The sequence below is a fragment of the Bacterioplanoides sp. genome (assembly GCF_965226395.1).
Taxonomy (GTDB): domain Bacteria; phylum Pseudomonadota; class Gammaproteobacteria; order Pseudomonadales; family Oceanobacteraceae; genus Bacterioplanoides.
Window position 1 is genome coordinate 715,951 of the sequence record NZ_OZ245358.1, and the last position, 22,218, is coordinate 738,168.

A 22,218-nucleotide genomic window follows, 5' to 3' on the forward strand; every position below is an offset into this window, starting at 1 on the left:
TTTAACGGCTTTCACTTGATGTTGCAGTGTTTATAGCCTGTAAGCGGGCAAGCTGCTCGGGAAAATTATCAATTTGCTTTAATGCCATTTTATAGGGTTTATGCAAATGCTTTTTCAGATAGCGGGTGGCACTTTTGTTATCAATATTTTTTAACCGACAAAATAATGCCAACACAAATACATTATCGTATTCGGTTAAGGCCGGTTGACGATTCGCCATGACGTTGTAACAGCTGCCACACCCCCCACGAATGGTATACGACGAGTTCGCTAGCAACACACCAAAGCCCATAAAACCGGCTAATAATTCGCTGGCCTCAGCAAATAATTCCTGCCCACCTGGTGGCAATACCCGCCCTTGCACCACCATATGTTGTGCCATTACATGGGCATAACTGGCTGCCATATCCTCGGGCTTTAATGTTTGTTGCGGGTTATAAAACACCTGCAATGGCTGGTCGACTGGGATTAATTCGTTGTTCGTATTTAATTGTGAATCGCGTGTTATGTGCTCCAGCATCGGTTGTGGTGCCGGTGGCAACTGACACTGAGGATCTGCTTGTAATTGTTGCGAAGATAACAACTGCAACGGCCAGCGATTTAACCCGGCATAACGCTGGGTATGCTGAAAAATATTAGCGGCTTTTTCTTCAACGCTGGCAACACGCCCGGGAAAGAACTCATTACTTGGTTGAATCAGCTGAGTACGCTGAAAAAATTCTTCAGCATCAAAGGTGTGTAACGCCCAGGCAAAGGTTTCAAATACCCATTCGGCCGTAGCCTGATCAACCAGGGGTTTAGATTTTAACAAACTCAGCACAACAACTTCCTGAAATAACGATTTAAACACGGCTCTGAAGTAAAAAAATAAGACTGGTCAAAAGCACAAAGGTTCAGCCTAAGGCATGCTTACAAAGGATTGCTCATAAATGTTACGTGTATTTAAGCGGCACCGACTGATTATTCTCAATCAGATGGAACATATTATTCTCTACCCAGCGGTCTAACGAGCAAATTTGTTCACGCAACTCCTCACCCAAAGGGGTCAGCCCATACTCGACATGCGGCGGTACCGTGCCCATATCAAGGCGATAAACCAGATTCATATTTTCCAGCTCGCGCAGTGTCTGGGTCAGCATCTTTTGTGAGATGCCATCAATCTTTCGCAACAACTCACCATTTCGCCAACGCTGCTGCGATAGCGCATCCATTACCAGCAGGTTCCACTTACCGGCAATCTGTCCCAGCAGGCAACGAGCCGGGCATTTGGCATTAAACACATTGGGCGTCGCTTTTGAGCGATCTTTCGGTAATTCATACATGGCAGTGTCCACGGTCGTTATCTGACTCCTGTTACAAGCTTAACAGGTCTAAATCTATAGTTACCAAAAGGTGCGTACTATAACTTAAGTAATCACCAGCATATTATCATGCTCCGAGACAAAAAGGAGATCACTATGTTTGATCCAATTCAGCCTGAAACCGCAACCGGCGCTACCGAAGAAGCCTTTGCAGAAGCCAAATCACAATTTGGTGCCGTTATTAATCTGTTTAAAGTGGCTGGCAATGCGCCCAATGTTCTGAAAGGCATCATGGCTTTTAATAAAGAAGTGGCGAACGGCTGTGAGCTGAGCGGCGCAGAAGTTGAGCTGGTTGCCATGCTGACGTCTGCCCTTAACCGTTGCGACTACTGCGTTAACGTTCATATGCAGGTTGGTCAGATGCACAATCTGTCTGAAGCCGATCTGCTGGAAGCCATGGCAGCCAAAGCCGACAGCGCTAAAAGTCAGGCGCTGCTGAGCTACACCAATGAAGTGATTCGCCAGCGTGGCAAGGTATCACCATCAACATTAAATGCTGCGCTGGAAGCTGGTTACAGCGAGAAAGCACTGCTGGAAGTGATTGGAATTGTTGGGGTATACACCAGCCTGCAATACATCCGTCACGTAGCAGACCCTGAGCATGACTTCCCGATGGTGGAACAGTTTGATGAAAATCAACACGGCGCTTAATTGGTTTTAATTACGCCGTGAGCTAAAGGCGCTTAAATAAACTTAAGCGCTTTTTTATTATTTCCCGGCCAGCGCCCCCACCATACCTGCCGTCAGCTGCTCCAAGTCCTCATCACTCATCACAAACTGCGGCATCACGTACACCAGCTTACCAAACGGGCGGATCCAGATACCACGCTCAACACACGCTGGTTGCAGAGTCGCCATATCCACCGGTTGTTTCATTTCGATCACACCAATAGCACCCAGCACACGTACATCTGCAACGCTGTTTAATTCACGTGCCGGAGCCAAACCATTAATCAGCCCTTTTTCAATCCGTTGAACTTGTGCCTGCCAGTCATTTTCCAATAATAAATCGATACTTTCACACGCGACCCGACACGCTAACGGATTACCCATAAAAGTTGGCCCGTGCATAAAACACCCGGCTTCGCCGTTGCTGATGGTTTCTGCCACATGAGTAGTTGCCAGTGTGGCCGCCAGGCTCATATAACCGCCGGTAATGGCTTTACCAACACATAAGATATCCGGAGTAATATCAGCGTGTTCACAGGCGAATAATTTACCACTGCGGCCAAAGCCAGTGGCAATTTCATCGACAATTAATAACACATCAAATTCATCACATAATGCCCGTGCCTGGCGTAAATATTCCGGGTGATAAAAACGCATGCCACCCGCGCCTTGCACAATCGGTTCAAGAATCAGTGCGGCAATGTCGTTGTGATGTTGCTCCAGCTTGTGACGCAGCGGCAGAATATCATCCGGGTTCCAGTCACCATCGAATGGAGTTTGTGGCGCCGGTACAAAAAACTGTTGCGGCAAGATACCGGAGAATAAATGGTGCATACCACGTTGTGGATCACACACCGACATCGCCCCTAAGGTATCACCGTGATAACCATATTCCAGCGCCAGTAAACGATTTTTACCGGGCTTACCGCGTGCGTGTTGATATTGGATTGCCATTTTGATCGATACTTCCACCGACACCGAACCGGAATCAGCAATAAAGACTTTATCCAGTCCCTCTGGCGTGATGTTAACCAGCCGTTTTGCCAGTTCAACCGCAGGCGCATGGGTTAAGCCGCCAAACATTACATGGCTCATATGCTGTAGCTGTTCAGCTGCCGCAGCATTTAAACGCGGATGATTGTAGCCATGCACCACACACCACCAGGACGACATGCCATCAATCAGCTCGCGACCATCTTCCAGGGTTAAACGTACGCCGCTGGCACTTTTCACCGGCCAGATATTGCCCGGCGTGGTCATTGAACTGTACGGGTGCCAGATATGCGCACGATCAAAATCCAGATCGACGCTGCGTTGAAAATCAGACATATACACTCCTAGGCCAGATGATCGGTGGGTTACTTTCTCAACCGCTATGATGACGACTAACCCGCATTCAGTAAACCTACATACAACGGTCTGGTTGACCACTGCGTCGTCGCATTTATGATGCTGGATCCCATGATAAAACGATGCCCAACATGAGCTGGAACCAACGCATTCAACACGCCCTGCAACAGCGCGATGAGCAACATCTGCGTCGTCGCCGCGTCTCATTAGACAGTCCGCAGCAAGCGATGGTTGAAATTAACGGCCAACAACTGATCAACTTTTGTTCAAACGATTACCTTGGGTTGGCGTGTGAAGGCGGTGATGCCCTGGCTCAGGCAGCCCACAAATGGAACCTTGGCAGCGGTGCCTCCCATCTGGTGTGTGGCCATACTCAAGTACATCATGAATTAGAACAAGCATTAGCCGATTACACCGGATACCCGCGTACCTTGTTATTCTCCAGTGGTTTTATGGCCAATGTCGGCACCATTGCAGCACTGGCTCAGCGTGGCGACCTGATTTTTCAGGATAAACTCAACCACGCCTCATTATTGGATGGCGCTCAGTTAAGCCGTGCTAAGTTATTACGTTATCGCCATGGCGATTACACGCAGCTCGATCATATGCTTGAAAATTCAGCTGAAGACAGCGGTGAAAAGCTGATTGTCAGCGACAGTATTTTCAGCATGGATGGTGACCTGGCCGATGTCCGTCAGCTCAGTGACATTGCCACAAAACACAATGCTTTATTAATGATTGATGATGCCCATGGTTTAGGCATTCTTGGGACAAAAGAAAAAAATCAGGGTAATGGCGTTCGTGATCATTTTGCTTTAACACCTGAACAATTACCGGTTTATGTTGGCACGCTGGGTAAAGCCCTGGGCGGCTATGGTGCCTTTGTCGCAGGCAGTGAAGAGCTGATTGATTATTTAATTCAGTTTGCACGGCCGTATATTTACACCACGGCACTACCACCCGCACTGGCAGAAGCCATGTTATTTAATCTGGAATTAATGAAACAGCCTCAACGGCGCGAACAATTAACGCAACATATTCGTTATTTTCGCCAGCGGGCCAGTGAAATTGATCTGCCACTGATGCCTTCCGAATCGGCTATTCAGCCTTTATTAATTGGTGATGCGAATAAAGCGCTGGCACTCAGTGAGGCCTTAAAACAACGTGGTTTGTGGGTCAGTGCGATTCGCCCGCCTACGGTTCCGGCAGGCAGTGCCCGTCTGCGCATTACCTTAACTGCCAGTCATAGCCGCGAACAAATTGATACCTTATTAACCGCCTTGCAGCAGGTAATGCAATGAACTGGTCTGTTTTACATAACGACAATACTCAAACCTTGTATTGCTGGTTTCCAGGCTGGAGTTTTAAAGCGAGTGTTTTTGAGCAGCTGTACCGTGATATTCCGGCAACACATTTAGGCATAAGTTATCCGGCAACGGGTGAGTTGATTGAGTTCGCACAACAGTCTGCGCAGGAATTAGTGCAGTTTATTCAAACGAGCCAAAGCACAACCTCATTTAAAAATGTTATTTTCATTGGCTGGTCGTTAGGTGGAGCCATAGCAGTACATTGTGCTCAGGCTTTTCAGCAATTATCGGATATGCCAATTTCATTGATGACTCTGGCAACGGGCGAACGGTTTTTACAAGAGGCCGACATTTCAGATCCCTCTATTTCAGAATCAGGCATGGAGCCGGAAACCTTTGCCGCTTTTTCTGCCAGCTTAGAAAAGTTTCCGACCAAAACCGCTAAACGCTTTTTAGGTTTATGTACTCAACATGCCGACAATGCCAGAGAATTAATGCGTGCGCTTGCCAATCACCAACTCAGTGATGAAGCCATATTGATTCATTCGTTGAACTGGCTGAATTACCAGGCGCTGCCAGCCTTGCAGGCTCAGCAGTTGCACGGTTATTCAGAGCAGGATGGTTTTAATCCACGCCAACTCTCCCCGGCTTTTTATTGTGATGAAAAAAGTCATGTTTTTTTTCTTACTGAAACCGGTAACAGCAAGGTTTTACAGGCTCTCCGCCAGCTGGAAGCTCAAATATCAGGGAGTAGCGTATGGCGGTAATTAATCTGGATGCCCAGACCAACCAAAATAAATGGGCAAACAAGAGCCAAGACGTACATCAGACTCGTGATAAAAAACAAGTCGCCCGTCAATTCAGTCGTGCCGCGGCAAGTTATGATCAAGCAGCAACGATTCAGCAGCAGGCTATTGAGCAGCTATTAACTTTTTTACCAAACAAGCCCAATAATGATTTAGGCCATTGGCTGGATATTGGTTGTGGTACTGGCGCTGCATTTAAGCCGTTATTAAACGCTGGTATTCGTCATGTTACCGGTGTTGATTTGGCTGAAGGTATGCTGCAGTTTGCTCAGCAGCAATTTTCTCAATCGCCGCAGATTCAACAGTTGGAATTTATTCAGGCTGATGCCGATGTTTTGCCCTTTCACGATGGCAGTAAGCAGGGAATTTTTTCCAGCCTGATGCTGCAGTGGAGTGAAAACCCGTTGCACACCTTGCATGAATGGCAACGGGTATTAGCCCCCGGTTCAACGCTCGCTATTGCGACTCTATTGCCCGGTACTCAGCAGGAGTTAAGTGATGCCTGGCATCAAATTGATGAGCGTCCGCATGTGAATCAGTTTGTGGAAAAACAGCGATTGCTGGGGATTTGCGAACAATTAAATCTGGAAGTCATTTCACAGCACCAGACTTGTTTAACCGAACATTATGATTCGCTCACTGAATTGTTGCGCAGCTTAAAAGCCATTGGTGCAACAAATGTGAACTCGGGCCGAAAATCTGGCCTCGGTGGCCGTGCTGCTTTGAGGTTGCTTGATCAGTTTTACCCGCGTGATGAGCACGGAAAATTACCGGTGAGTTATCAGGTGCTTTGGCTGGTTTTACGCAAAAGTTAACCATATTCACAAGGCCGATACTTTCAGCCGCCGCCCCGAAGGCACATCCATATGCCTGCCGGGCTACCGCAACATCCTGTTGCTGCTATTGAAAGCATCGTCCTCGTAAATATTCGATGATTTAAATCTGTCCAATGGGGAGATGATGGGATAACGAATGAAACGCTACTTTATAACCGGCACTGATACCGATGCCGGAAAAACCCTGGTCTCTTCCGCGCTGCTGCAAAAAGCTCAGCAACAGGGCCTTACCACATTCGGTTTAAAACCGGTTGCCGCCGGTTGTGAACACGTTGAAACGGATAATGGTCTGCAATGGCAAAATGAAGATGCACAACTGCTGCGCCAATACAGCACCGAGCAACAAGAATACACACGGCATAATCCTATTGCTTTGCAGGCCGCGATTGCTCCCCATATTGCTGCCGAGCAGGAAAACATCACGCTCTCCAATAGCGATTTATTAGCTGCCTGCCAGCCCGGCTTAGGCGTAGCGGCCGATTTCCAATTGATCGAAGGTGCTGGCGGCTGGTTAGTCCCTCTCAACAACACTGAAACACTGGCCGATTTCGCCGCTGAGCTGGATGCCGAAGTCATTCTGGTGGTCGGCCTGCGCCTGGGTTGCATCAACCATGCACTGTTAAGTGCTCAGGTGATTCAGAACAGCGGTGCCAAACTGGTCGGTTGGGTGGCCAACAGCTTATCTGCCAATATGGAAGCACAAGCCGGAAACCTGGCGTTTCTAAGCCAATGGTTTGAGCAACAACAGATTCCATTACTCGGCCATACGCCTTACGTTGCGGGCATCGATCGAACCCAGCCGCAACAGCTACAAACCATTACAGATTGTCTGACATTGCCGACGGCCTGACGCTTCAGCTTTGCTATGCTTAATGTGCGCGGATGGCTGCGCACATTCTCTGGCATAACCTGAAGGACCGTATGGACAACACGCTTCGCATCGAACAAATTCAGCACTTTGTTCCCTTTGATGAATTATCAACATCTGCCATCGAAGAGCTGATGCCTCATTTTCGTTACCACCAGCTGGACAGTCATAAGATTCTGTTCAAACGTGGGGTCGAAGATGACGAGTGCCACTTTCTGATAAACGGGGAGCTGGATCTGGCAGATGAGCAGTTTAATATCACCAAAATTCGTGGTGAAGAAGCGGAAAACTTCCTCGCGCTCGACAGCAGCCATCCGGTACATCGTTGTGCAGCCATTACCCAATCACATTGCAGCTTCTTTTCGATCAAACGTCACTATCTGGAGCTGATTACCACCTGGACCGAATTACGCCAGTCTTACGAGCAACAGGACGAAGAAGCCGACTGGCTGGAAGCTTTATTAACCTCCAACCTGTTTAACCGTATTCCACCCGCCAATATTCAGCAGCTCTTAATGCGCTTTAAAGAGCGCAGCGTCTCGTTGGGCGAGGTTATTATTCAGCAAGGGGATGAAGGCAACGAATGTTACGTTATTAAATCCGGCAAGGCGGTCATCAGCCGTACCAGTCATGGCGTTCCGGAAACACTGGCCGCTATTACCACCGGCACCCTGTTTGGCGAAGATGCACTCACCAGTGCACTGCCACGCAATGCCAGCGTGACCATGTCGAGCGATGGTGAACTGATGGTATTAACTCAGGAAGATTTTACCACCCTGCTGAAAAATCCGGTGCTGGAATACCTCAACGAAACACAGCTGCATGAACTGATTGAAGATGGGGACACAGGCACCGTGGTGATTGACGTACGCACTCGTCAGGAGGCCATCGCCCACCCGCTGCCCAAAGCCCGCAATATTCCGTTGGCCCACTTGCGTCATGAGCTGGCATCCTTGTCACCAGAATTTATTTACGTCACGACCGGCGAAGCCCGTGGAGAAGCGGCGGCTTATATTCTGAATGAGGCTGGCTTCCAAACCAAAGTGCTGCGTTTTGATGAGCAAGTCAGTAACTAACGACTGAGCTTCTACGTTAAAAAGCGGGCACTAAAAAAACAGACTCAGCTGCCAGATATTCAGCCACCCCTTTATTGCTTTTTAGGGTTCAATCAGTTGTGATTAAGGCACCTCTGAATAGAAATTGATATCATACATGGCACTTAACGCTCATCGCACATTGATTCTGGCACTGATACTGTCGCTACTGGTGCATGGTGCCGTGGTATTTTTTAAACCTACAGAAACTCCCGTACAAGCAGCCAGAGTCCTTCAGGCACAACTGATGACGCAACCGCTGCAATCCCCCGATAAGAAGAATCAGGCTGAACAGCAAGAGCAGAAAGCAAGCCGTAATAACACGGAAGAATCTACTCTCCTTCCAGAAGATATTCCTCAACCGGCACCACAGCCAGAGCAGCTAAAACCAGAATTAGAAAAAACAGAACCAGCAGAAGCTTCCCCCCTCCAACCTCTAACAGAGGTGATTACAACAACTAATAGTGAGAAAAAAATCCATTCTCCAGAGCAGGTTACCTCTATTGATCAACCGCAGCCAACAGAGCAGGAAAGTGAAATTCAACAGGCGCTTAAAAAAACTGAAGAAAAGCACAAAGCTCAAACTCAGCAAATCAGCGATCCGGTCGAGCGTGATTACGTCCAGCGTTTATTGGAACATTTAAATCGCAAAATCATTGCGCCGGCTGAGTTGGCAGGTAAGGTTCGCCTGAAACTGACGATTCAGTATCGGCAAATTGCCACCCAGGTTGAAATTATTGAAAGTTCCGGCAACCCGGCGACTGACGACTGGGTAAAAAAGGCAGTGCTGGCAGCGAATCCCTTTCCACCAACACCCAATGAGCTACCTCAACCCTTTATCTTTTCTCCAATCCTGGATCTGGATAGTTATCAGTCAAAGTAATAAATCTTAGATCATAAACTTCTATTCACAATCATATATTTCTTCATCAACATTATCAGGAGAAATAGTTATCAACACTCTCTTTTTTCCTTGATAATTCACTTCTACGATCTCTTCATCTATATTTCCAGAATTTTTCCATACCACTTCATCAAAAAAGCCATTATAAGACAGCAAGAAAATATTAAAATCTGGATATTCATCAAAAGAAGAAACTGAAATAAAGTGTTTATAACTACAAACAGATAAAGTTTCTTCTATACACGAGCCCTTTTCAGGAAGAGATATCAATCTTAAAAATAATTTTTTTTCATGATTTGTCTCTATGTTATTAAGCTCTGATATTTTCCCATAGCTTATTGCTCGAATAATATCATTACTATACTCTGCACTCGAACTAGAGTAGCAACCAACATAAGCCAGAAAAAAAATTAGCAGCCTCATATTCAGTTAACCGAAATATGAATATGATCGGTATGACCAGAGACAGGGTGAGATGAGCCATTTTTATATTTCATAAAAGGCCCAAAGTTCTCTCTACGATGAACGAATGTCTCAAAACGTGTCTGAAGCCCTTCAGTTATAGCTTTGACTTCAGGATCTCCTGGATAATACACTGACATTTTTTTACCATTAATTCTGGAAATATCAACGGCCTTTCCTTGTCCTTGTACATGCCGGCTTGGTAAGACATGTTGATCATTCGCAGAAGATATATAAATTTTCTCAATTTTATGTGTAGATATCTTTCCACCGGCAAGCATATGCTTCAATGCAGATATAACTTTAGAATCAACACTACCGTTAACTTTATCACCAAATTCAATAGTAACACCTTCCATTTCGCTCGGTATTTTTGGCATAAGTAATCATCCTTGAAAAATAAAAAACCAAGCTAGCATAGACTAAAAGTCATATCAAATAATTACTACTCCGGCATTTTCCCCAGATAACGATACAGCACCGGCACCACAATCAGAGTCAATAAAGTCGATACCAGTAAGCCACCAATAATGGCATAGCCCATCGGGGACCACATACTGGAGCCGGATAATGTCAGCGGTAATAAACCACCAATAGTGGTTAATGTGGTTAAGACAATAGGTACAAAACGAGTACGGGCTGAAGCGGCAATGGCTTCCAGTTGTTCCATCCCTTCACGGCGCATCTGGTTGGCATAATCAACCAGGATAATAGAATTATTCACCACAATGCCGACCAGTGAAGTCAGGCCAATAAAGGCGGTAAAACTAAAGGTGTAACCGGTGAAAAACAACGCCAGAAAAGCACCAATTAATGCAAAGGGAATGGCGGCAAAAACAATTAATGGCTGAATAAAAGAACGGAACTGCAACACCAGCACAGCAAAAATACCGAACACCGCCAGAATTAACACTTTGGCCATGCCACCAAAGGCTTCTTTACGATTGGCTTGCTCACCGCCTACCGCAAAATGAACACCTTCTGGCCAGGCGTAATCCTGCAACTGCTCAACCACATTATTGGTCACTACTTCGGTGGTAAAACCGGGTAATACATCGGCAGTAATACGTGCCATACGCTCGGTATCATGGTGCTGAAAACGGGCAATACTGGTTTCTGGTTGAATATCCGCCAGCTGACGCAAGGGCACCAGCTCACCATTAGCGGCGGCGATCTGAATATCATCAAAGGTTGCCAACTCCGGGCGCGGGTACTCAGATAAGCGCATCACCAGATCGTATTCTTCACCATCATCATCACGATAAACCCCCATTGGAAAACCAACCAACGCTGTACGAATGGTGCGGTCAATACGGCTGAGAGGAATTCCCAGCAGAGCCGCTTTATCACGATTAATATTCACTTTTAAATCGACTTTATCTTTGCCGACCGGATTATCCACACCAACGATACCCGGAGTCCGATCCATAATATCCGCCACATCACGTGATACCGCCTGAATCGTCGCCAGATCTTCTCCCACCACTCGAATCGCTACCGGCGCTACCACCGGCGGCCCTTGTAATAGTTCTTTTACAATAATCTGAGCCCCGGCAATATGGGTCAGTTGCTGGCGTAATTCAGCAACCATAGGTTCAACGGCATTAAGATCACCCTGCTCCAGAGTGACAAACAGCTGAGCAAAATTTACCGTCTGGCGTGAAGTAGAAATATTGTAATAAATCCTTGGATTACTGCGACCAACGTTCTGAGCAATATCAATCACCAGCGGTTGCTGTTTAACAATCTGCTCAACCCGATCGGCCATAATCTGAGTTTGTTCAAACCCGGTACCTTCTGGCATATCGATATTCACCAGAATCATCGGTTTTTCCGCTTTCGGAAATAAACTCACACCAATAAACGGAAATAATGAAATACTGCCAACCAATAATAAAACCGAAGTCAGCAGCACTTTACCCGGGTGTCGTAACGCGCGATTAAGCCACTTGTTATAAGGGCCACTGGCTAGGACTTCGAGCCCGCTTTGCACTTTTGTGGTTTTACTGGCTGCTTTTCCTAAGCGGCTGGCAATTAATGGCGTTAAGGTTAATGCCACCAGTAAAGAGGCAAATAACGTTAATACCACCGTCACTGGCATAGCACGCAAAAAGGTACCGGAACTGTTCTGCAATAATAACATCGGGAAAAATGACAAGACGGTAGTTAAAGTACCACTGGTCACGGCCCAGGCAACCTGAGAGCTGCCTTTGATGGCAGCGCTATTACTGCTATCGCCATTACGTAAATGACGTGACACATTTTCCACCACCACAATGGCGTTATCGACCAGTAATCCTAAAGCGATAACCAGACCCACAATCGACATCTGTTGCAGACCAAAACCCGATAAATCCACCCAGCCAATGGCTATAAAAATAGATAATGGAATGGCGGCAACAACGACTAATGCCGGTTTAAGTCCTAAAACAATAATCGACAGAATGGCAACCAGCAAAAGCCCTTGATTTAAATTCTCAAAAAAATCACTGATTTGTTTTTTAACGCTCTGGCTCTGATCCATAATGGTGTGAATTTCAATATTCTCACCTAAACGTGGCTGGTAGCTGTCCAGCTTATTCTGAATGCCAGCCATCACATCAAAAATCTGCGTGCCTTTACGCTGCACCACCGAAATAAACACAGCACGACGGCCATTTAATTTAGCCCGGTAACTGGGCAGGCTTTCAGTTAATGAAATACTGGCAATATCGCGTAAATAAATAAGTCGCCCGGATTGCCCTTCATTAGCTCGACCACGTACCACGGTTTCGCCGATGGCTGCTAACGATTCATAATCACCACTGGTACGCACGGTAAAACGACGTGGGCCAGCATTGGCATGACCACCGGGTAAGTTCTGTGCTGCACTGGCAACCGCGCGCTGAATTTCGTCCAGGCTGATGCCCATGCCATTCACACTTTGCTGGTTCACCTGAATCTGAACCTCCAGTTTTGGCAGGGCATCAACGTCCACCCGTTTAACACCTGATACCCGCTCCAGCCGTTGTTCCAGCGTTTCGGCATGGCGTTTTAAGGTTAAGTAACTGGCGGTTTCGGATACCAGTGCTAATTGCAGAATATTCACATCTGCCGGTGAAATTTTAGTGATGTCTAGATCCACAATGCCTTGCGGTAACTGATCACGCACTTGTGATACGGCCGAGATTACGTCGTCAAACTTTTCTTCCGGATCGGTACCGTATAAAAACTCAACCTGAATAACGGCTAAACCATCTTCCACACTGGTTTTAATAACCTTAAGATCATCCAGTTCGTTAAGAGAGGATTCAATTGGGTCAACCACCAGCTTTTCCATATCCAGCGGGGTTGTACCGGGATTAACCACCTTGATAATCGCCGCAGAAAAATCAAACTGCGGGTCTTCCGAACGCGGCATGGTAAAAAATGAAACCACACCCAACAGCACCAATAATAAAAACATCACCAGAGTAAACTGATGATTACGAATGGCTAACGCTGGCAATTGCATAATGTTCTCCGTTAACCCTGTAATTACTCAGCCGCAGCAGTGTGATTAATAATATTGATCTGACGTCCGGGCTGAATATAAGACGCGCCCGCTACAATCACGTGTTCGCCATCGGCTAAACCAGACACCACCAGATAGCCTTTATCCAGACCAATTAACGGCAGATGACGACGAACCGGTTTGCCATCACGCACGATATAAATATCCACACCATCACTTTCTCCGCGCACCATCGCCGTCACCGGTAATAATGTTGCTTTAATGCGCTGCCCCGGAGTAATAATCGCTTTACCCACAAATCCGGCTAATAACTCCCGTGCCTGGTTTTGTTGATTTTTTTGCGACAGACGCAACTCCACTTCAAAGGTCTGCGTGGCATCGGCACGCCCGGCTAACTCACTGATATGGGCATCAAACATTTCACCCGGGTAGGCATCAAACTTTACCGTTGCTTTATCGTTTAATTGCAGGCGCACAATATCCCGGTCGGTGACTCCGGCGCGTAATACCCAGCCGGTATTGGTGGAGGCAAAAACAAAAGCCGGCTTACCAATAGAAACCAGCTCATTGGGTTCAATAAAGCGTTTCAGAATCCGCCCTGCCGAAGGCGCACGAATCACCGCATGGCGCTGATTAAAACGAGCCACGGTTAAATCGGAGCGAGCAACATCCACCTGAGTCTCAGCCTGCTGCAAACGATCAATCGACAAAGCATTCGACCCTTGCAGGGATTTAAAGCGTTCAAGATTCCGTTCGGCATTACCGAGTACCGATTCCGCTTTGGCCACCTGAGCGTCAATTTCCTCCAGGTCCAATGACGCCAACACCTGTCCTTTTTTCACCCACTGGCCATCATCCACCACGACTTTTCGCACCAAACCGGCAATTTTAAAAGCCAGGGTCTGCTCTGATTTATTCTCCAGCAAACCACTGATGTGAATATCGCGGGCGTAATCCACCACCTGAGATTCCACGACTTCAACTGGCAGCGGCGCCTGAGCCCAAACTGAACCACAGCTAAGACATAACCAGCCATACAGGATGATCCACATACGATTCTGAACAGGGGCAAATGACATATTTTCCTCGGAAACAAAGGCTGTTTTTTATTATGTTTACATTGAACACATACTAAGCAAGCATGTTTACAGCGTCAACAACTTGGTTGACGCCCTTCACAGACTTGGGTTGAATGGCTCGCAGAATCATCAGGTAACGCTTTCATGAACGACCACACCAGTGCCAAATCGGCCAACCCAAAGCAATCACCAGCCAGCAGCTCTTACCACCATGGCAATCTGCGGGTGGCCTTGCTGGAAGCCGCGGTTGAGTTAATTCGTGAAGGGGGTGTGGATAAACTGAGTTTGCGTGGCCTGGCTCGAAAAGTTGGAGTGTCACAAACCGCGCCTTACCGCCATTTTCAGGATAAAAACCAGCTGCTGGTCGAGATTGCCAAACATACCTTCGCCGAGCTGGCTGGTGCCACACGTGCGGTACTGGATGATCAGGCTAATGCCACGGAAAACCTGTATGTCGCCGGAAAAGCCTATCTGAACTTTGCCATAAACAACCCGGAGCGCTACAAGCTGGTATTTGGCCCCAGTATCGACAATCGCAGCAGTTATACCGACCTGGTCGAGGCCGGACAGGCGTCTTTTTCGGTATTAAAACAGCTGGTTACCCGAGGTATTGAACAAGGTGAATTTCTTGAGGATGACCCACAGGTATTATCTACCACTTGCTGGTCGGCCATTCATGGCTTTGCCGCTCTGGCGATCGACGGTTTTTACGAACGCCAGGTCGCCAACACCCATTTTGATACGTTACTCAGCAATCATCTGCGCCTGAGCTTGCGTGCAATTCTTCGCTAACGACCAAAGTTTGAGGCATCATGCACAAATAATTTGTGTACGATAGTACAGTTTTATGTCCAAAAAGGATGAATCAGCTCCGCTAAAGCGCTATACTGCCCGCCCTTTTTTATGCTTGCCGGTGACAGACGGACGAGTCATCACCCGCAGACACACACAAACAGGCAGGACTTTATGGGTAAGCAAACGGCTCTGTATGCCAAACACGTTGAAGCCAATGGCAAAATCGTTGATTTTGGTGGCTGGGATATGCCGATTCATTACGGCTCTCAGATACAGGAACACAATGCCGTTCGTGAAGATGTGGGTATGTTCGACGTTTCCCATATGACCATTGTTGATGTTAAAGGCCCGGATGCTCAGGCCTTCCTGCAAAAGCTGCTGGCCAATGACGTTGCCAAGTTAAAAGACACAGGCAAAGCGTTATACACCGGGATGCTGAACGAAGACGGCGGTGTGATCGACGACCTGATCGTTTACAACATGGACGGCTGGTACCGTACCGTTGTTAACTGCGCCACCCGTGAAAAAGACCTGGAATGGATGGCAAAACAAAGCAAAGGCTTTGAAGTATCTCTGACTGAGCGCCCAGAACTGTCGATGGTGGCGGTGCAAGGCCCGAACGCCATTGCTAAAGTACAACAGGTTAAGCCAGAATCTTCGGAGCTGGTTGGCAGCCTTAAGATCTTCCAGGGCCTGCCGCAGAGTGACTGGTTCTTTGCCCGTACCGGTTACACCGGTGAAGACGGTTTAGAGATTATGGTACCGGAAGCTGAAATTGCTGACTTCTGGCAAGCACTGGTGGATGCCGGTGTTCAGCCTGCCGGTTTAGGTGCGCGTGATACCTTACGTTTAGAAGCAGGTATGAACCTGTACGGCAACGATATGGATGAGACCATCAGCCCATTACAGGCTGGCATGGGCTGGACCATCGCCTGGGAACCGGCCGAGCGTGACTTTATTGGCCGCAAAGCACTGGAAGAAGAGAAAGCCAAAGGTGATATTCCGAAACTGGTAGGTTTAGTGCTGGAAACCCGCGGTGTGATGCGTTCTCACCAGAAAGTGGTTGTCGATGGCATCGGTGAAGGAGAGGTCACATCAGGCACCTTCTCCCCTAGCTTGCAGCACTCCATTGCGATGGCCCGTGTACCCAAAGGCACCGGCGATAGCTGCGAAATTGAAATGCGGGGCAAATTAGTTCCTGCCCGCGTTGTGAAACTGCCGTTTGTGCGTAACGGTAAGAAGGTTTTTGAATAATATTCAGTACTTCAATCTTTCAGTCGATTGATTGGTTGTTTTTCAAAAGCAGCAACACAAAGATGCAGGACAGCATTTTTGCACAGCGCAGCTGCCCGAAGGGTGAAGTACATGGACGTACTGAATGCGCTGTTGCGATAGCAAATAGCTGAAAAATTACCAATTGATCGACAAACAATTTAAGTAAATTAAAAAGCGTCAGACCGTACGGAGAAAACTGATGAGCAATATCCCTACAGAATTAAAATACGTTGCATCCCACGAGTGGCTGCGTAAAGAAGAAGACGGCACCATCACCGTAGGTGTTACCGACTTCGCACAGGAACAGCTGGGCGACGTAGTATTCGTTGAGCTGCCTGAAGTAGGTACTGAAGTTGCCGCTGACGATGACATCGCGGTTGTTGAATCGGTAAAAGCAGCCTCTGATATCTACGCACCTATCTCGGGTGAAATCGTAGAAATCAACGAAGAGCTGGTAGACGCGCCAGAAAAAGTAAACGAAGACCCATACGGCGAAGCCTGGTTCTTCAAGATCAAGCCAGCCAACGAAGGCGACTACGACGGTTTATTAACGGCTGATCAGTACGAAGCTGAATGTAACTAAGCTATTTGGTTACAGAACTTCGATAAATCTCAAAAGCCTCGGCCTTGCTTCTGCACAACCGGGGCTTTTTCTTTTCTGACATAAAGACGTACGAGACATCCCATGACCACATTGTCTTTAAACACCCAGTCCTTAAAAGAGTTAGAACAGCGCGACAACTTTGTTGGCCGCCACATTGGTTCCGATGGCGCTGGCATTGATCACAGCGAAGAAAACGCCATGCTACAAAGCATTGGTGCTGACTCTCTGGATGCACTGACCGCTGAAATTGTACCGGCCGATATTCTGCAAGAGCCTTTCCTCGATATTGCTGACAGCCGTACCGAATTTGAAGCGCTGAACTACCTGAAATCTCTGGCCGAGAAAAACAAGGTCTTTAAAAGCTACATTGGCATGGGCTACCACGACACCATCGTTCCTCCGGTTGTGTTGCGTAACGTGATGGAGAACCCAGGCTGGTACACAGCATACACGCCTTACCAGCCAGAAATTGCTCAGGGCCGACTGGAATCGTTACTGAACTTCCAGCAAATGGTGATCGACTTTACCGGCATGGAACTGGCGAACGCCTCACTGCTGGACGAAGGCACTGCTGCGGCAGAAGCCATGGCGATGATCAAACGCTCCGTACGTAAGAACAAATCCAACACCTTCTTTATTGACGAAAACTGCCTGCCACAAACCATCGACGTGGTAAAAACCCGCGCCGAAGCCTTCGGTTGGGACGTACAGGTAGGTCCAGCCGCTGAAGCCGCCAACGCCGATGTATTTGGTGCACTGTTCCAGTATCCGGGCGTAGACGGTGAAGTAATCGACCTCACCGACGTGATTGCCGCCCTGCATGAGAAAAATGCACTGGCTGCGGTTGCCTCCGATTTAATGGCACTGGTGATGTTAAAAGCACCGGGCGAAATGGGTGCCGACATCGTACTGGGTAATGCCCAGCACTTTGGTGTCCCAATGGGCTTTGGTGGCCCTCACGCAGCATTCTTCGCCACCCGTGATGTCTACAAGCGCTCAATTCCTGGCCGTATTATTGGTGTGTCTATCGACGCTCAGGGCAAGCCTGCACTGCGTATGGCGCTGCAAACTCGTGAGCAACATATCCGTCGTGAAAAAGCCAATTCCAACATCTGTACCGCTCAGGTGCTGCTGGCGAATATGTCCGCTTTCTACGCGGTGTACCACGGCCCGAAAGGCCTACAAGCCATCGCCGGTCGTATTCACCGTCTGACCGATATTCTGGCGAAAGGTCTGCAAAGCAAAAACGTAGAAATCACCAACAGCCAGTGGTTCGACACCTTAACCATTAACGTCGCCAACCGTGATTCCGTTCTGGCACGTGCTGAAGCTGCTGAAATTAATCTGCGTATCGACGCCGATACCTTGGGCATCACCCTGAGCGAAAAAACTTCGGCCGAAGACATTGCTGAACTGTTCGACGTTATCATTGGCGAAGGCCACGACCTGGACGTTTACGCACTGGACGCTGACATCGTTGCCAACGGCAGCACCAGCATCGCAGAAAACGTCGTCCGTAATACCACATTCCTGACCCACCCAACCTTCAACAGCCATCACACTGAACATGAGATGCTGCGTTACATGAAGCGTTTGGAGTCGAAAGATTTGGCTATGAACCACAGCATGATCACGCTGGGTTCCTGCACCATGAAGCTGAACGCCACCACCGAAATGATCCCGGTGACCTGGAACGAATTCAGCAACGTTCACCCGTTTGCCCCTCAGTCTCAAACCGAAGGCTATGAGCAAATGATTGCTGAGCTGGACGATTACCTGAAGCAAGCGACGGGCTTACCGGCCATTTGTATGCAGCCAAACTCCGGTGCTCAGGGTGAATACGCCGGTTTGTTAGCCATTAAGAAATACCACGAGAGCCGTGGCGAAGGTCACCGTAATGTGTGTCTGATTCCACGCTCGGCTCACGGTACTAACCCGGCATCGGCGCAAATGGCGTCCATGCGTGTGGTAGTGACCGACTGCGATGAAGACGGCAACGTTGATTTCGCCGACCTGAAAGCCAAGGCCGAAGAGCTGGGCGATCAGCTGTCGTGCCTGATGCTGACCTACCCATCGACCCACGGTATTTATGAGCAAGGCGTACGTGAAATCTGCGACCTGATTCATGAACACGGCGGCCAGGTATACATGGACGGCGCAAACCTGAATGCTCAGGTAGGCATTACCTCTCCGGGTCATATCGGTGCTGACGTAACCCATATGAACCTGCACAAAACCTTCGCGATTCCACACGGTGGCGGTGGCCCGGGTATGGGTCCGATTGGTGTGGCAGCACACCTGGCGCCGTTTGTGGCGAACCACGCGGTACGCCCAATCGATAACGAATCCAAAGGCAACGGTGCGGTCTCCGCAGCGCCTTACGGTTCCTCTTCGATCCTGAACATCAGCTGGATGTACATCACCTTGATGGGCGGCAACGGCCTGCGTAAAGCGACTCAAATCGCACTGCTGAAAGCCAACTACCTGGCGAAGCGTCTGAGCACGCACTACCCGATTCTGTACTCAGGTCAGAATGGCCGTGTGGCGCACGAATGTATCGTTGACTTGCGTCCGATCAAAGCCGAAACCGGTATCACCGAAGTGGATATCGCTAAGCGTCTGATGGACTACGGTTTCCACGCGCCAACCATGTCGTTCCCGGTTGCGGGTACCTTTATGATTGAGCCGACCGAGTCTGAGTCTCAAGCTGAGATTGATCGCTTCGCTGACGCCATGATTGCCATTAAAGGCGAGATTGATGCCGTTGTTCGTGGTGAGTTAGACGCGGAAAACAATCCGCTGAAAAACGCTCCACACACCGCTGAAGTGGTTACCGGTGACTGGGAACGTCCTTACTCGCGTGAACTGGCGGCTTATCCGGTTAAAGATCTGGGCGCTCATAAGTTCTGGCCAAGCGTTGGCCGTATTGATGATGTGTACGGTGACCGTAACCTGATTTGTTCTTGTCCGGCGATTGAGAATTACGAGGACTGATCCTCGTTCTTCTTAAAAACGGAAGACATTAAAAACCCCGCTGGCTGAGAAGTTAGTGGGGTTTCGTTCAATTAAAGGAATATAAATTTTGAAATCATATACTCAACACTTGCTAATTATTTTGGCTGGACTGTTTTTATCGTCTTGTGGCGGTGGCGGTGGTAATAGCGAAACACCTTCGCCTGAAAACAACATCACTGTATCCACCCAAGTCACTGGTCCGGGGAGTATTGCCCCAACAAGTTCAACTAAAAGTCTTGGAGAGATTGTAGAATTCACGCTCTCACCAGCAGATGGATACAAAATTAATTTAGTGTCAGGCTGTGATGGTAATTTAGAAGGTAATATTTACTCGACTTCGGAGCTCACCGGAAACTGCAGCGTACAAGTTAGCTTCAGCCCAGCATTTTATGAACTTACAACACAAACAGATGGGAATGGCGTATTTGAATTTGAAAGAGTCCAGGTCATTGGGCAAGCAAATCTGACTATTACTCCAAACCCTGGGTTTATTATCGATCAAGTTATAGGATGCGGAGGTACTCTCAACGGTAACATCTACACAACATCTTTTCTCACCGAAGATTGCCTAGTGAGTGCAACATTTAAAAAAGCCTCCATTTTAGAAATGTCAGCGAAAGACTCTAAAACTCTATTACTTTCCTGGGGTGAAACACCAAATGCAGTCCATTATAACTTACTAATATCAACGATAGCAGAATCAAGCTTTTTACCCATTGCTACTCAAATTGAAAAAAATATTGGTCAATATGAATACTCTACGCCACTACACTTAACTTCAGATATACGCTTCAAATTAGAAATATGCACAAGTGACAACTGCATCGATAGTAATATCGTATCGTTTGATAAGAGCTATTCTGAAGTCATTACCTATATCAAGGCAAGTAATCCGGATACTCTAGATCGATTCGGTAATAAAATAGCTCTTAGTGCTGATGGAAATACTCTAGCAGTCTCCTCTATAACAGAACAAAGCAACGCGAAGGGAATAAATGGCGATCAAAATGACAACTCAATAAATAATGCAGGAGCTGTTTATGTATTTTCCCGTGGTAACTCAGGTTGGCAACAAGATGCCTATATAAAAGCATCGAATACTGATGAATGGGATGTTTTCGGATACTCAATTGCTCTTAATTCAGATGGTTCAATGCTAGTGGTTGGAGCACCTCAAGAAGACAGTGGATCAACACAAGTAAATGGAGATCAGGAGGACAATAGCCGATCGCGTATCGGAGCCGCATACGTTTTCAAGCAAACAAATAAAGTCTGGGAACAACAAGCTTATTTAAAACCCAGCCAACTTCCTCCAATTGGGCATAGACTCGAATTTGGTAAAGCTGTTTCAATAAACTCTGCCGGAGATCAAATAGCAGTTGGGAGTATATGGGGAAGAACCGGCAGCATTACCGGTGGGGTCGTCCACGTATTTGAATACGAAAATAATAGCTGGATTGAAACCCACACCCTTTCCGCTTCAAATACTGATAGCAGCGATCAGTTTGGCACATCTGTGAAAATGAGTGATGATGGAAAGACCATAGCAATTGGTGCCCCCTATGAAAGTAGCTCAGGCCAAAACCCATCAGATAACTTATTAAGGGAATCTGGTGCAGTATATATTTTTAATAAATCAAACAGTACATGGAATCAAACTGCTTATTTAAAAGCAGACCATCCAATTAAAGACAGTTTATTTGGATCAAACATATCATTAAGTGGTGATGGCACTACGCTCTCTGTTGGAGTTCCTGACGAAAGTAGCACTGGTGAAAATAATCCAAGTTCTACCTCTTTATCACGATCTGGAGCCGTTTACATATTCAAATCACTAAATAATACTTGGGATCAAATTCAGCTATTAAAATCGGAAAACAAAGAACAACTGGATGTCTTTGGAATGTCTGTTAGCCTTAATCAAAACGGAGATATTCTCGCTGTAGGCGCTCCTGGTGAAGGTGGTGGAGATTCTGGCTTTAACGGGGATCAATCATCAAATAGCATTGACTCCTCTGGCGCTGCTTACATATTTTCATACCAAAACGAAAGGTTCATTCAAAAAACCTATATTAAATCAAAGAAAGCTATTACCGAAACTGGTATAGGAAGCCAAATTAGCATTAGTGCTGATGGAGAAACTATGGCTGTAGGAGTTCCATTCGATGACAGTAGAGCTTCTGGTATTAATGGGAACCCTGAAGAAAGAGAGAATAGAAACTCTGGCGCTGTACTTATTTACTAATTTTTATTAGTTCAGTTGTAGTAGCTCAGACCCGGCCTGACAGGCATTTTACATT

General features: G+C 47.3%; 19 protein-coding genes. 12 read left to right on the top strand and 7 right to left on the bottom strand.

The annotated features are described in order from the left end of the window. Position 1 precedes the first annotated feature (1 nt). Entirely contained in the window at positions 2–820 is an 819-nt protein-coding gene (locus ACO05E_RS03305; protein WP_419811570.1) for a hypothetical protein, read from the bottom strand. 112 nt (positions 821–932) lie between these two features. After that, complete coding sequence (locus tag ACO05E_RS03310) at positions 933–1,334, bottom strand: winged helix-turn-helix transcriptional regulator (protein WP_419811571.1); 402 nt, start codon at positions 1,332–1,334, stop codon at positions 933–935. A 123-nt stretch (positions 1,335–1,457) separates the two neighbouring features. Here ACO05E_RS03310 and ACO05E_RS03315 point away from each other — a divergent pair, with 123 nt between their 5' ends. Beyond that, positions 1,458–2,012, top strand: a complete 555-nt coding sequence (locus ACO05E_RS03315) for a carboxymuconolactone decarboxylase family protein (RefSeq protein ID WP_419811572.1) — start codon at positions 1,458–1,460, stop codon at positions 2,010–2,012. A gap of 57 nt (positions 2,013–2,069) precedes the next feature. On the opposite strand, the gene bioA is transcribed toward ACO05E_RS03315, so the two are convergent. Further along, positions 2,070–3,359 (bottom strand): adenosylmethionine--8-amino-7-oxononanoate transaminase, encoded by a 1,290-nt coding sequence (gene bioA / locus ACO05E_RS03320; protein WP_419811573.1) that lies wholly within the window; start codon positions 3,357–3,359, stop codon positions 2,070–2,072. Between the two features lie 152 nt (positions 3,360–3,511). Here bioA and bioF point away from each other — a divergent pair, with 152 nt between their 5' ends. From bioF to ACO05E_RS03350, 6 genes are all read left to right on the top strand, one after another. Then, positions 3,512–4,681 (top strand): 8-amino-7-oxononanoate synthase, encoded by a 1,170-nt coding sequence (gene bioF / locus ACO05E_RS03325; protein ID WP_419811574.1) that lies wholly within the window; start codon positions 3,512–3,514, stop codon positions 4,679–4,681. Further along, the gene (locus ACO05E_RS03330) at positions 4,678–5,454 is read left to right on the top strand and encodes a hypothetical protein (protein WP_419811575.1); all 777 of its coding nucleotides are present in this window, start codon (positions 4,678–4,680) and stop codon (positions 5,452–5,454) included. Before bioF ends, ACO05E_RS03330 begins: the two co-directional genes overlap by 4 nt. Next, positions 5,445–6,308 carry a methyltransferase domain-containing protein gene (locus ACO05E_RS03335; RefSeq protein ID WP_419811576.1) on the top strand — a complete coding sequence of 288 codons (864 nt, stop codon included), beginning with the start codon at positions 5,445–5,447 and terminating at the stop codon, positions 6,306–6,308. Before ACO05E_RS03330 ends, ACO05E_RS03335 begins: the two co-directional genes overlap by 10 nt. 157 nt (positions 6,309–6,465) lie before the next feature. Further along, positions 6,466–7,179, top strand: a complete 714-nt coding sequence (gene bioD / locus ACO05E_RS03340) for a dethiobiotin synthase (RefSeq protein ID WP_419811577.1) — start codon at positions 6,466–6,468, stop codon at positions 7,177–7,179. Between the two features lie 71 nt (positions 7,180–7,250). Continuing rightward, positions 7,251–8,273, top strand: a complete 1,023-nt coding sequence (locus ACO05E_RS03345) for a cyclic nucleotide-binding domain-containing protein (RefSeq protein ID WP_419811578.1) — start codon at positions 7,251–7,253, stop codon at positions 8,271–8,273. Between the two features lie 202 nt (positions 8,274–8,475). After that, positions 8,476–9,174 carry a TonB C-terminal domain-containing protein gene (locus tag ACO05E_RS03350; protein WP_419811579.1) on the top strand — a complete coding sequence of 233 codons (699 nt, stop codon included), beginning with the start codon at positions 8,476–8,478 and terminating at the stop codon, positions 9,172–9,174. A 21-nt stretch (positions 9,175–9,195) separates the two neighbouring features. Here the strand turns inward: ACO05E_RS03350 and ACO05E_RS03355 are convergent, their stop codons facing one another. The 4 genes from ACO05E_RS03355 to ACO05E_RS03370 all read right to left on the bottom strand — a co-directional run bounded on the left by ACO05E_RS03355 (position 9,196) and on the right by ACO05E_RS03370 (position 14,229). Beyond that, positions 9,196–9,618 carry a hypothetical protein gene (locus tag ACO05E_RS03355; RefSeq protein ID WP_419811580.1) on the bottom strand — a complete coding sequence of 141 codons (423 nt, stop codon included), beginning with the start codon at positions 9,616–9,618 and terminating at the stop codon, positions 9,196–9,198. Between the two features lie 2 nt (positions 9,619–9,620). Beyond that, positions 9,621–10,037, bottom strand: a complete 417-nt coding sequence (locus ACO05E_RS03360; protein WP_419811581.1) for a hypothetical protein — start codon at positions 10,035–10,037, stop codon at positions 9,621–9,623. A gap of 65 nt (positions 10,038–10,102) precedes the next feature. After that, positions 10,103–13,150, bottom strand: a complete 3,048-nt coding sequence (locus tag ACO05E_RS03365) for an efflux RND transporter permease subunit (RefSeq protein WP_419811582.1) — start codon at positions 13,148–13,150, stop codon at positions 10,103–10,105. Between the two features lie 23 nt (positions 13,151–13,173). Continuing rightward, on the bottom strand, positions 13,174–14,229 hold the full coding sequence (locus tag ACO05E_RS03370) for an efflux RND transporter periplasmic adaptor subunit (protein WP_419811583.1): 1,056 nt from the start codon (positions 14,227–14,229) through the stop codon (positions 13,174–13,176). A gap of 144 nt (positions 14,230–14,373) precedes the next feature. On the opposite strand from ACO05E_RS03370, the gene ACO05E_RS03375 reads away from it, so the two are divergent. The 5 genes from ACO05E_RS03375 to ACO05E_RS03395 all read left to right on the top strand — a co-directional run bounded on the left by ACO05E_RS03375 (position 14,374) and on the right by ACO05E_RS03395 (position 22,163). Further along, positions 14,374–15,021: a TetR/AcrR family transcriptional regulator gene (locus ACO05E_RS03375; protein ID WP_419811584.1), complete on the top strand. Its 648-nt coding sequence runs from the start codon at positions 14,374–14,376 to the stop codon at positions 15,019–15,021. Positions 15,022–15,195: 174 nt separating this feature from the next. Next, on the top strand, positions 15,196–16,278 hold the full coding sequence (gcvT, locus tag ACO05E_RS03380) for a glycine cleavage system aminomethyltransferase GcvT (protein WP_419811585.1): 1,083 nt from the start codon (positions 15,196–15,198) through the stop codon (positions 16,276–16,278). Between the two features lie 220 nt (positions 16,279–16,498). Continuing rightward, positions 16,499–16,882, top strand: a complete 384-nt coding sequence (gene gcvH, locus ACO05E_RS03385) for a glycine cleavage system protein GcvH (protein WP_419811586.1) — start codon at positions 16,499–16,501, stop codon at positions 16,880–16,882. Between the two features lie 102 nt (positions 16,883–16,984). Beyond that, on the top strand, positions 16,985–19,897 hold the full coding sequence (gcvP, locus tag ACO05E_RS03390) for an aminomethyl-transferring glycine dehydrogenase (protein ID WP_419811587.1): 2,913 nt from the start codon (positions 16,985–16,987) through the stop codon (positions 19,895–19,897). Positions 19,898–19,985: 88 nt separating this feature from the next. Beyond that, positions 19,986–22,163: a hypothetical protein gene (locus tag ACO05E_RS03395; protein ID WP_419811588.1), complete on the top strand. Its 2,178-nt coding sequence runs from the start codon at positions 19,986–19,988 to the stop codon at positions 22,161–22,163. The last annotated feature ends 55 nt before the right edge of the window (positions 22,164–22,218 follow it).

Excerpts from the sequence above, each read along its gene's own strand:
- ACO05E_RS03315 (WP_419811572.1), top strand. The coding sequence starts at position 1,458 with ATGTTTGATCCAATTCAGCCTGAAACCGCAACCGGCGCTACCGAAGAA.
- bioA (WP_419811573.1), bottom strand. The coding sequence starts at position 3,359 with ATGTCTGATTTTCAACGCAGCGTCGATCTGGATTTTGATCGTGCGCAT.
- bioF (WP_419811574.1), top strand. The coding sequence starts at position 3,512 with ATGAGCTGGAACCAACGCATTCAACACGCCCTGCAACAGCGCGATGAG.
- ACO05E_RS03330 (WP_419811575.1), top strand. The coding sequence starts at position 4,678 with ATGAACTGGTCTGTTTTACATAACGACAATACTCAAACCTTGTATTGC.
- ACO05E_RS03335 (WP_419811576.1), top strand. The coding sequence starts at position 5,445 with ATGGCGGTAATTAATCTGGATGCCCAGACCAACCAAAATAAATGGGCA.
- bioD (WP_419811577.1), top strand. The coding sequence starts at position 6,466 with ATGAAACGCTACTTTATAACCGGCACTGATACCGATGCCGGAAAAACC.
- ACO05E_RS03345 (WP_419811578.1), top strand. The coding sequence starts at position 7,251 with ATGGACAACACGCTTCGCATCGAACAAATTCAGCACTTTGTTCCCTTT.
- ACO05E_RS03355 (WP_419811580.1), bottom strand. The coding sequence starts at position 9,618 with ATGAGGCTGCTAATTTTTTTTCTGGCTTATGTTGGTTGCTACTCTAGT.
- ACO05E_RS03360 (WP_419811581.1), bottom strand. The coding sequence starts at position 10,037 with ATGCCAAAAATACCGAGCGAAATGGAAGGTGTTACTATTGAATTTGGT.
- ACO05E_RS03365 (WP_419811582.1), bottom strand. The coding sequence starts at position 13,150 with ATGCAATTGCCAGCGTTAGCCATTCGTAATCATCAGTTTACTCTGGTG.
- ACO05E_RS03370 (WP_419811583.1), bottom strand. The coding sequence starts at position 14,229 with ATGTCATTTGCCCCTGTTCAGAATCGTATGTGGATCATCCTGTATGGC.
- ACO05E_RS03375 (WP_419811584.1), top strand. The coding sequence starts at position 14,374 with ATGAACGACCACACCAGTGCCAAATCGGCCAACCCAAAGCAATCACCA.
- gcvT (WP_419811585.1), top strand. The coding sequence starts at position 15,196 with ATGGGTAAGCAAACGGCTCTGTATGCCAAACACGTTGAAGCCAATGGC.
- gcvH (WP_419811586.1), top strand. The coding sequence starts at position 16,499 with ATGAGCAATATCCCTACAGAATTAAAATACGTTGCATCCCACGAGTGG.
- gcvP (WP_419811587.1), top strand. The coding sequence starts at position 16,985 with ATGACCACATTGTCTTTAAACACCCAGTCCTTAAAAGAGTTAGAACAG.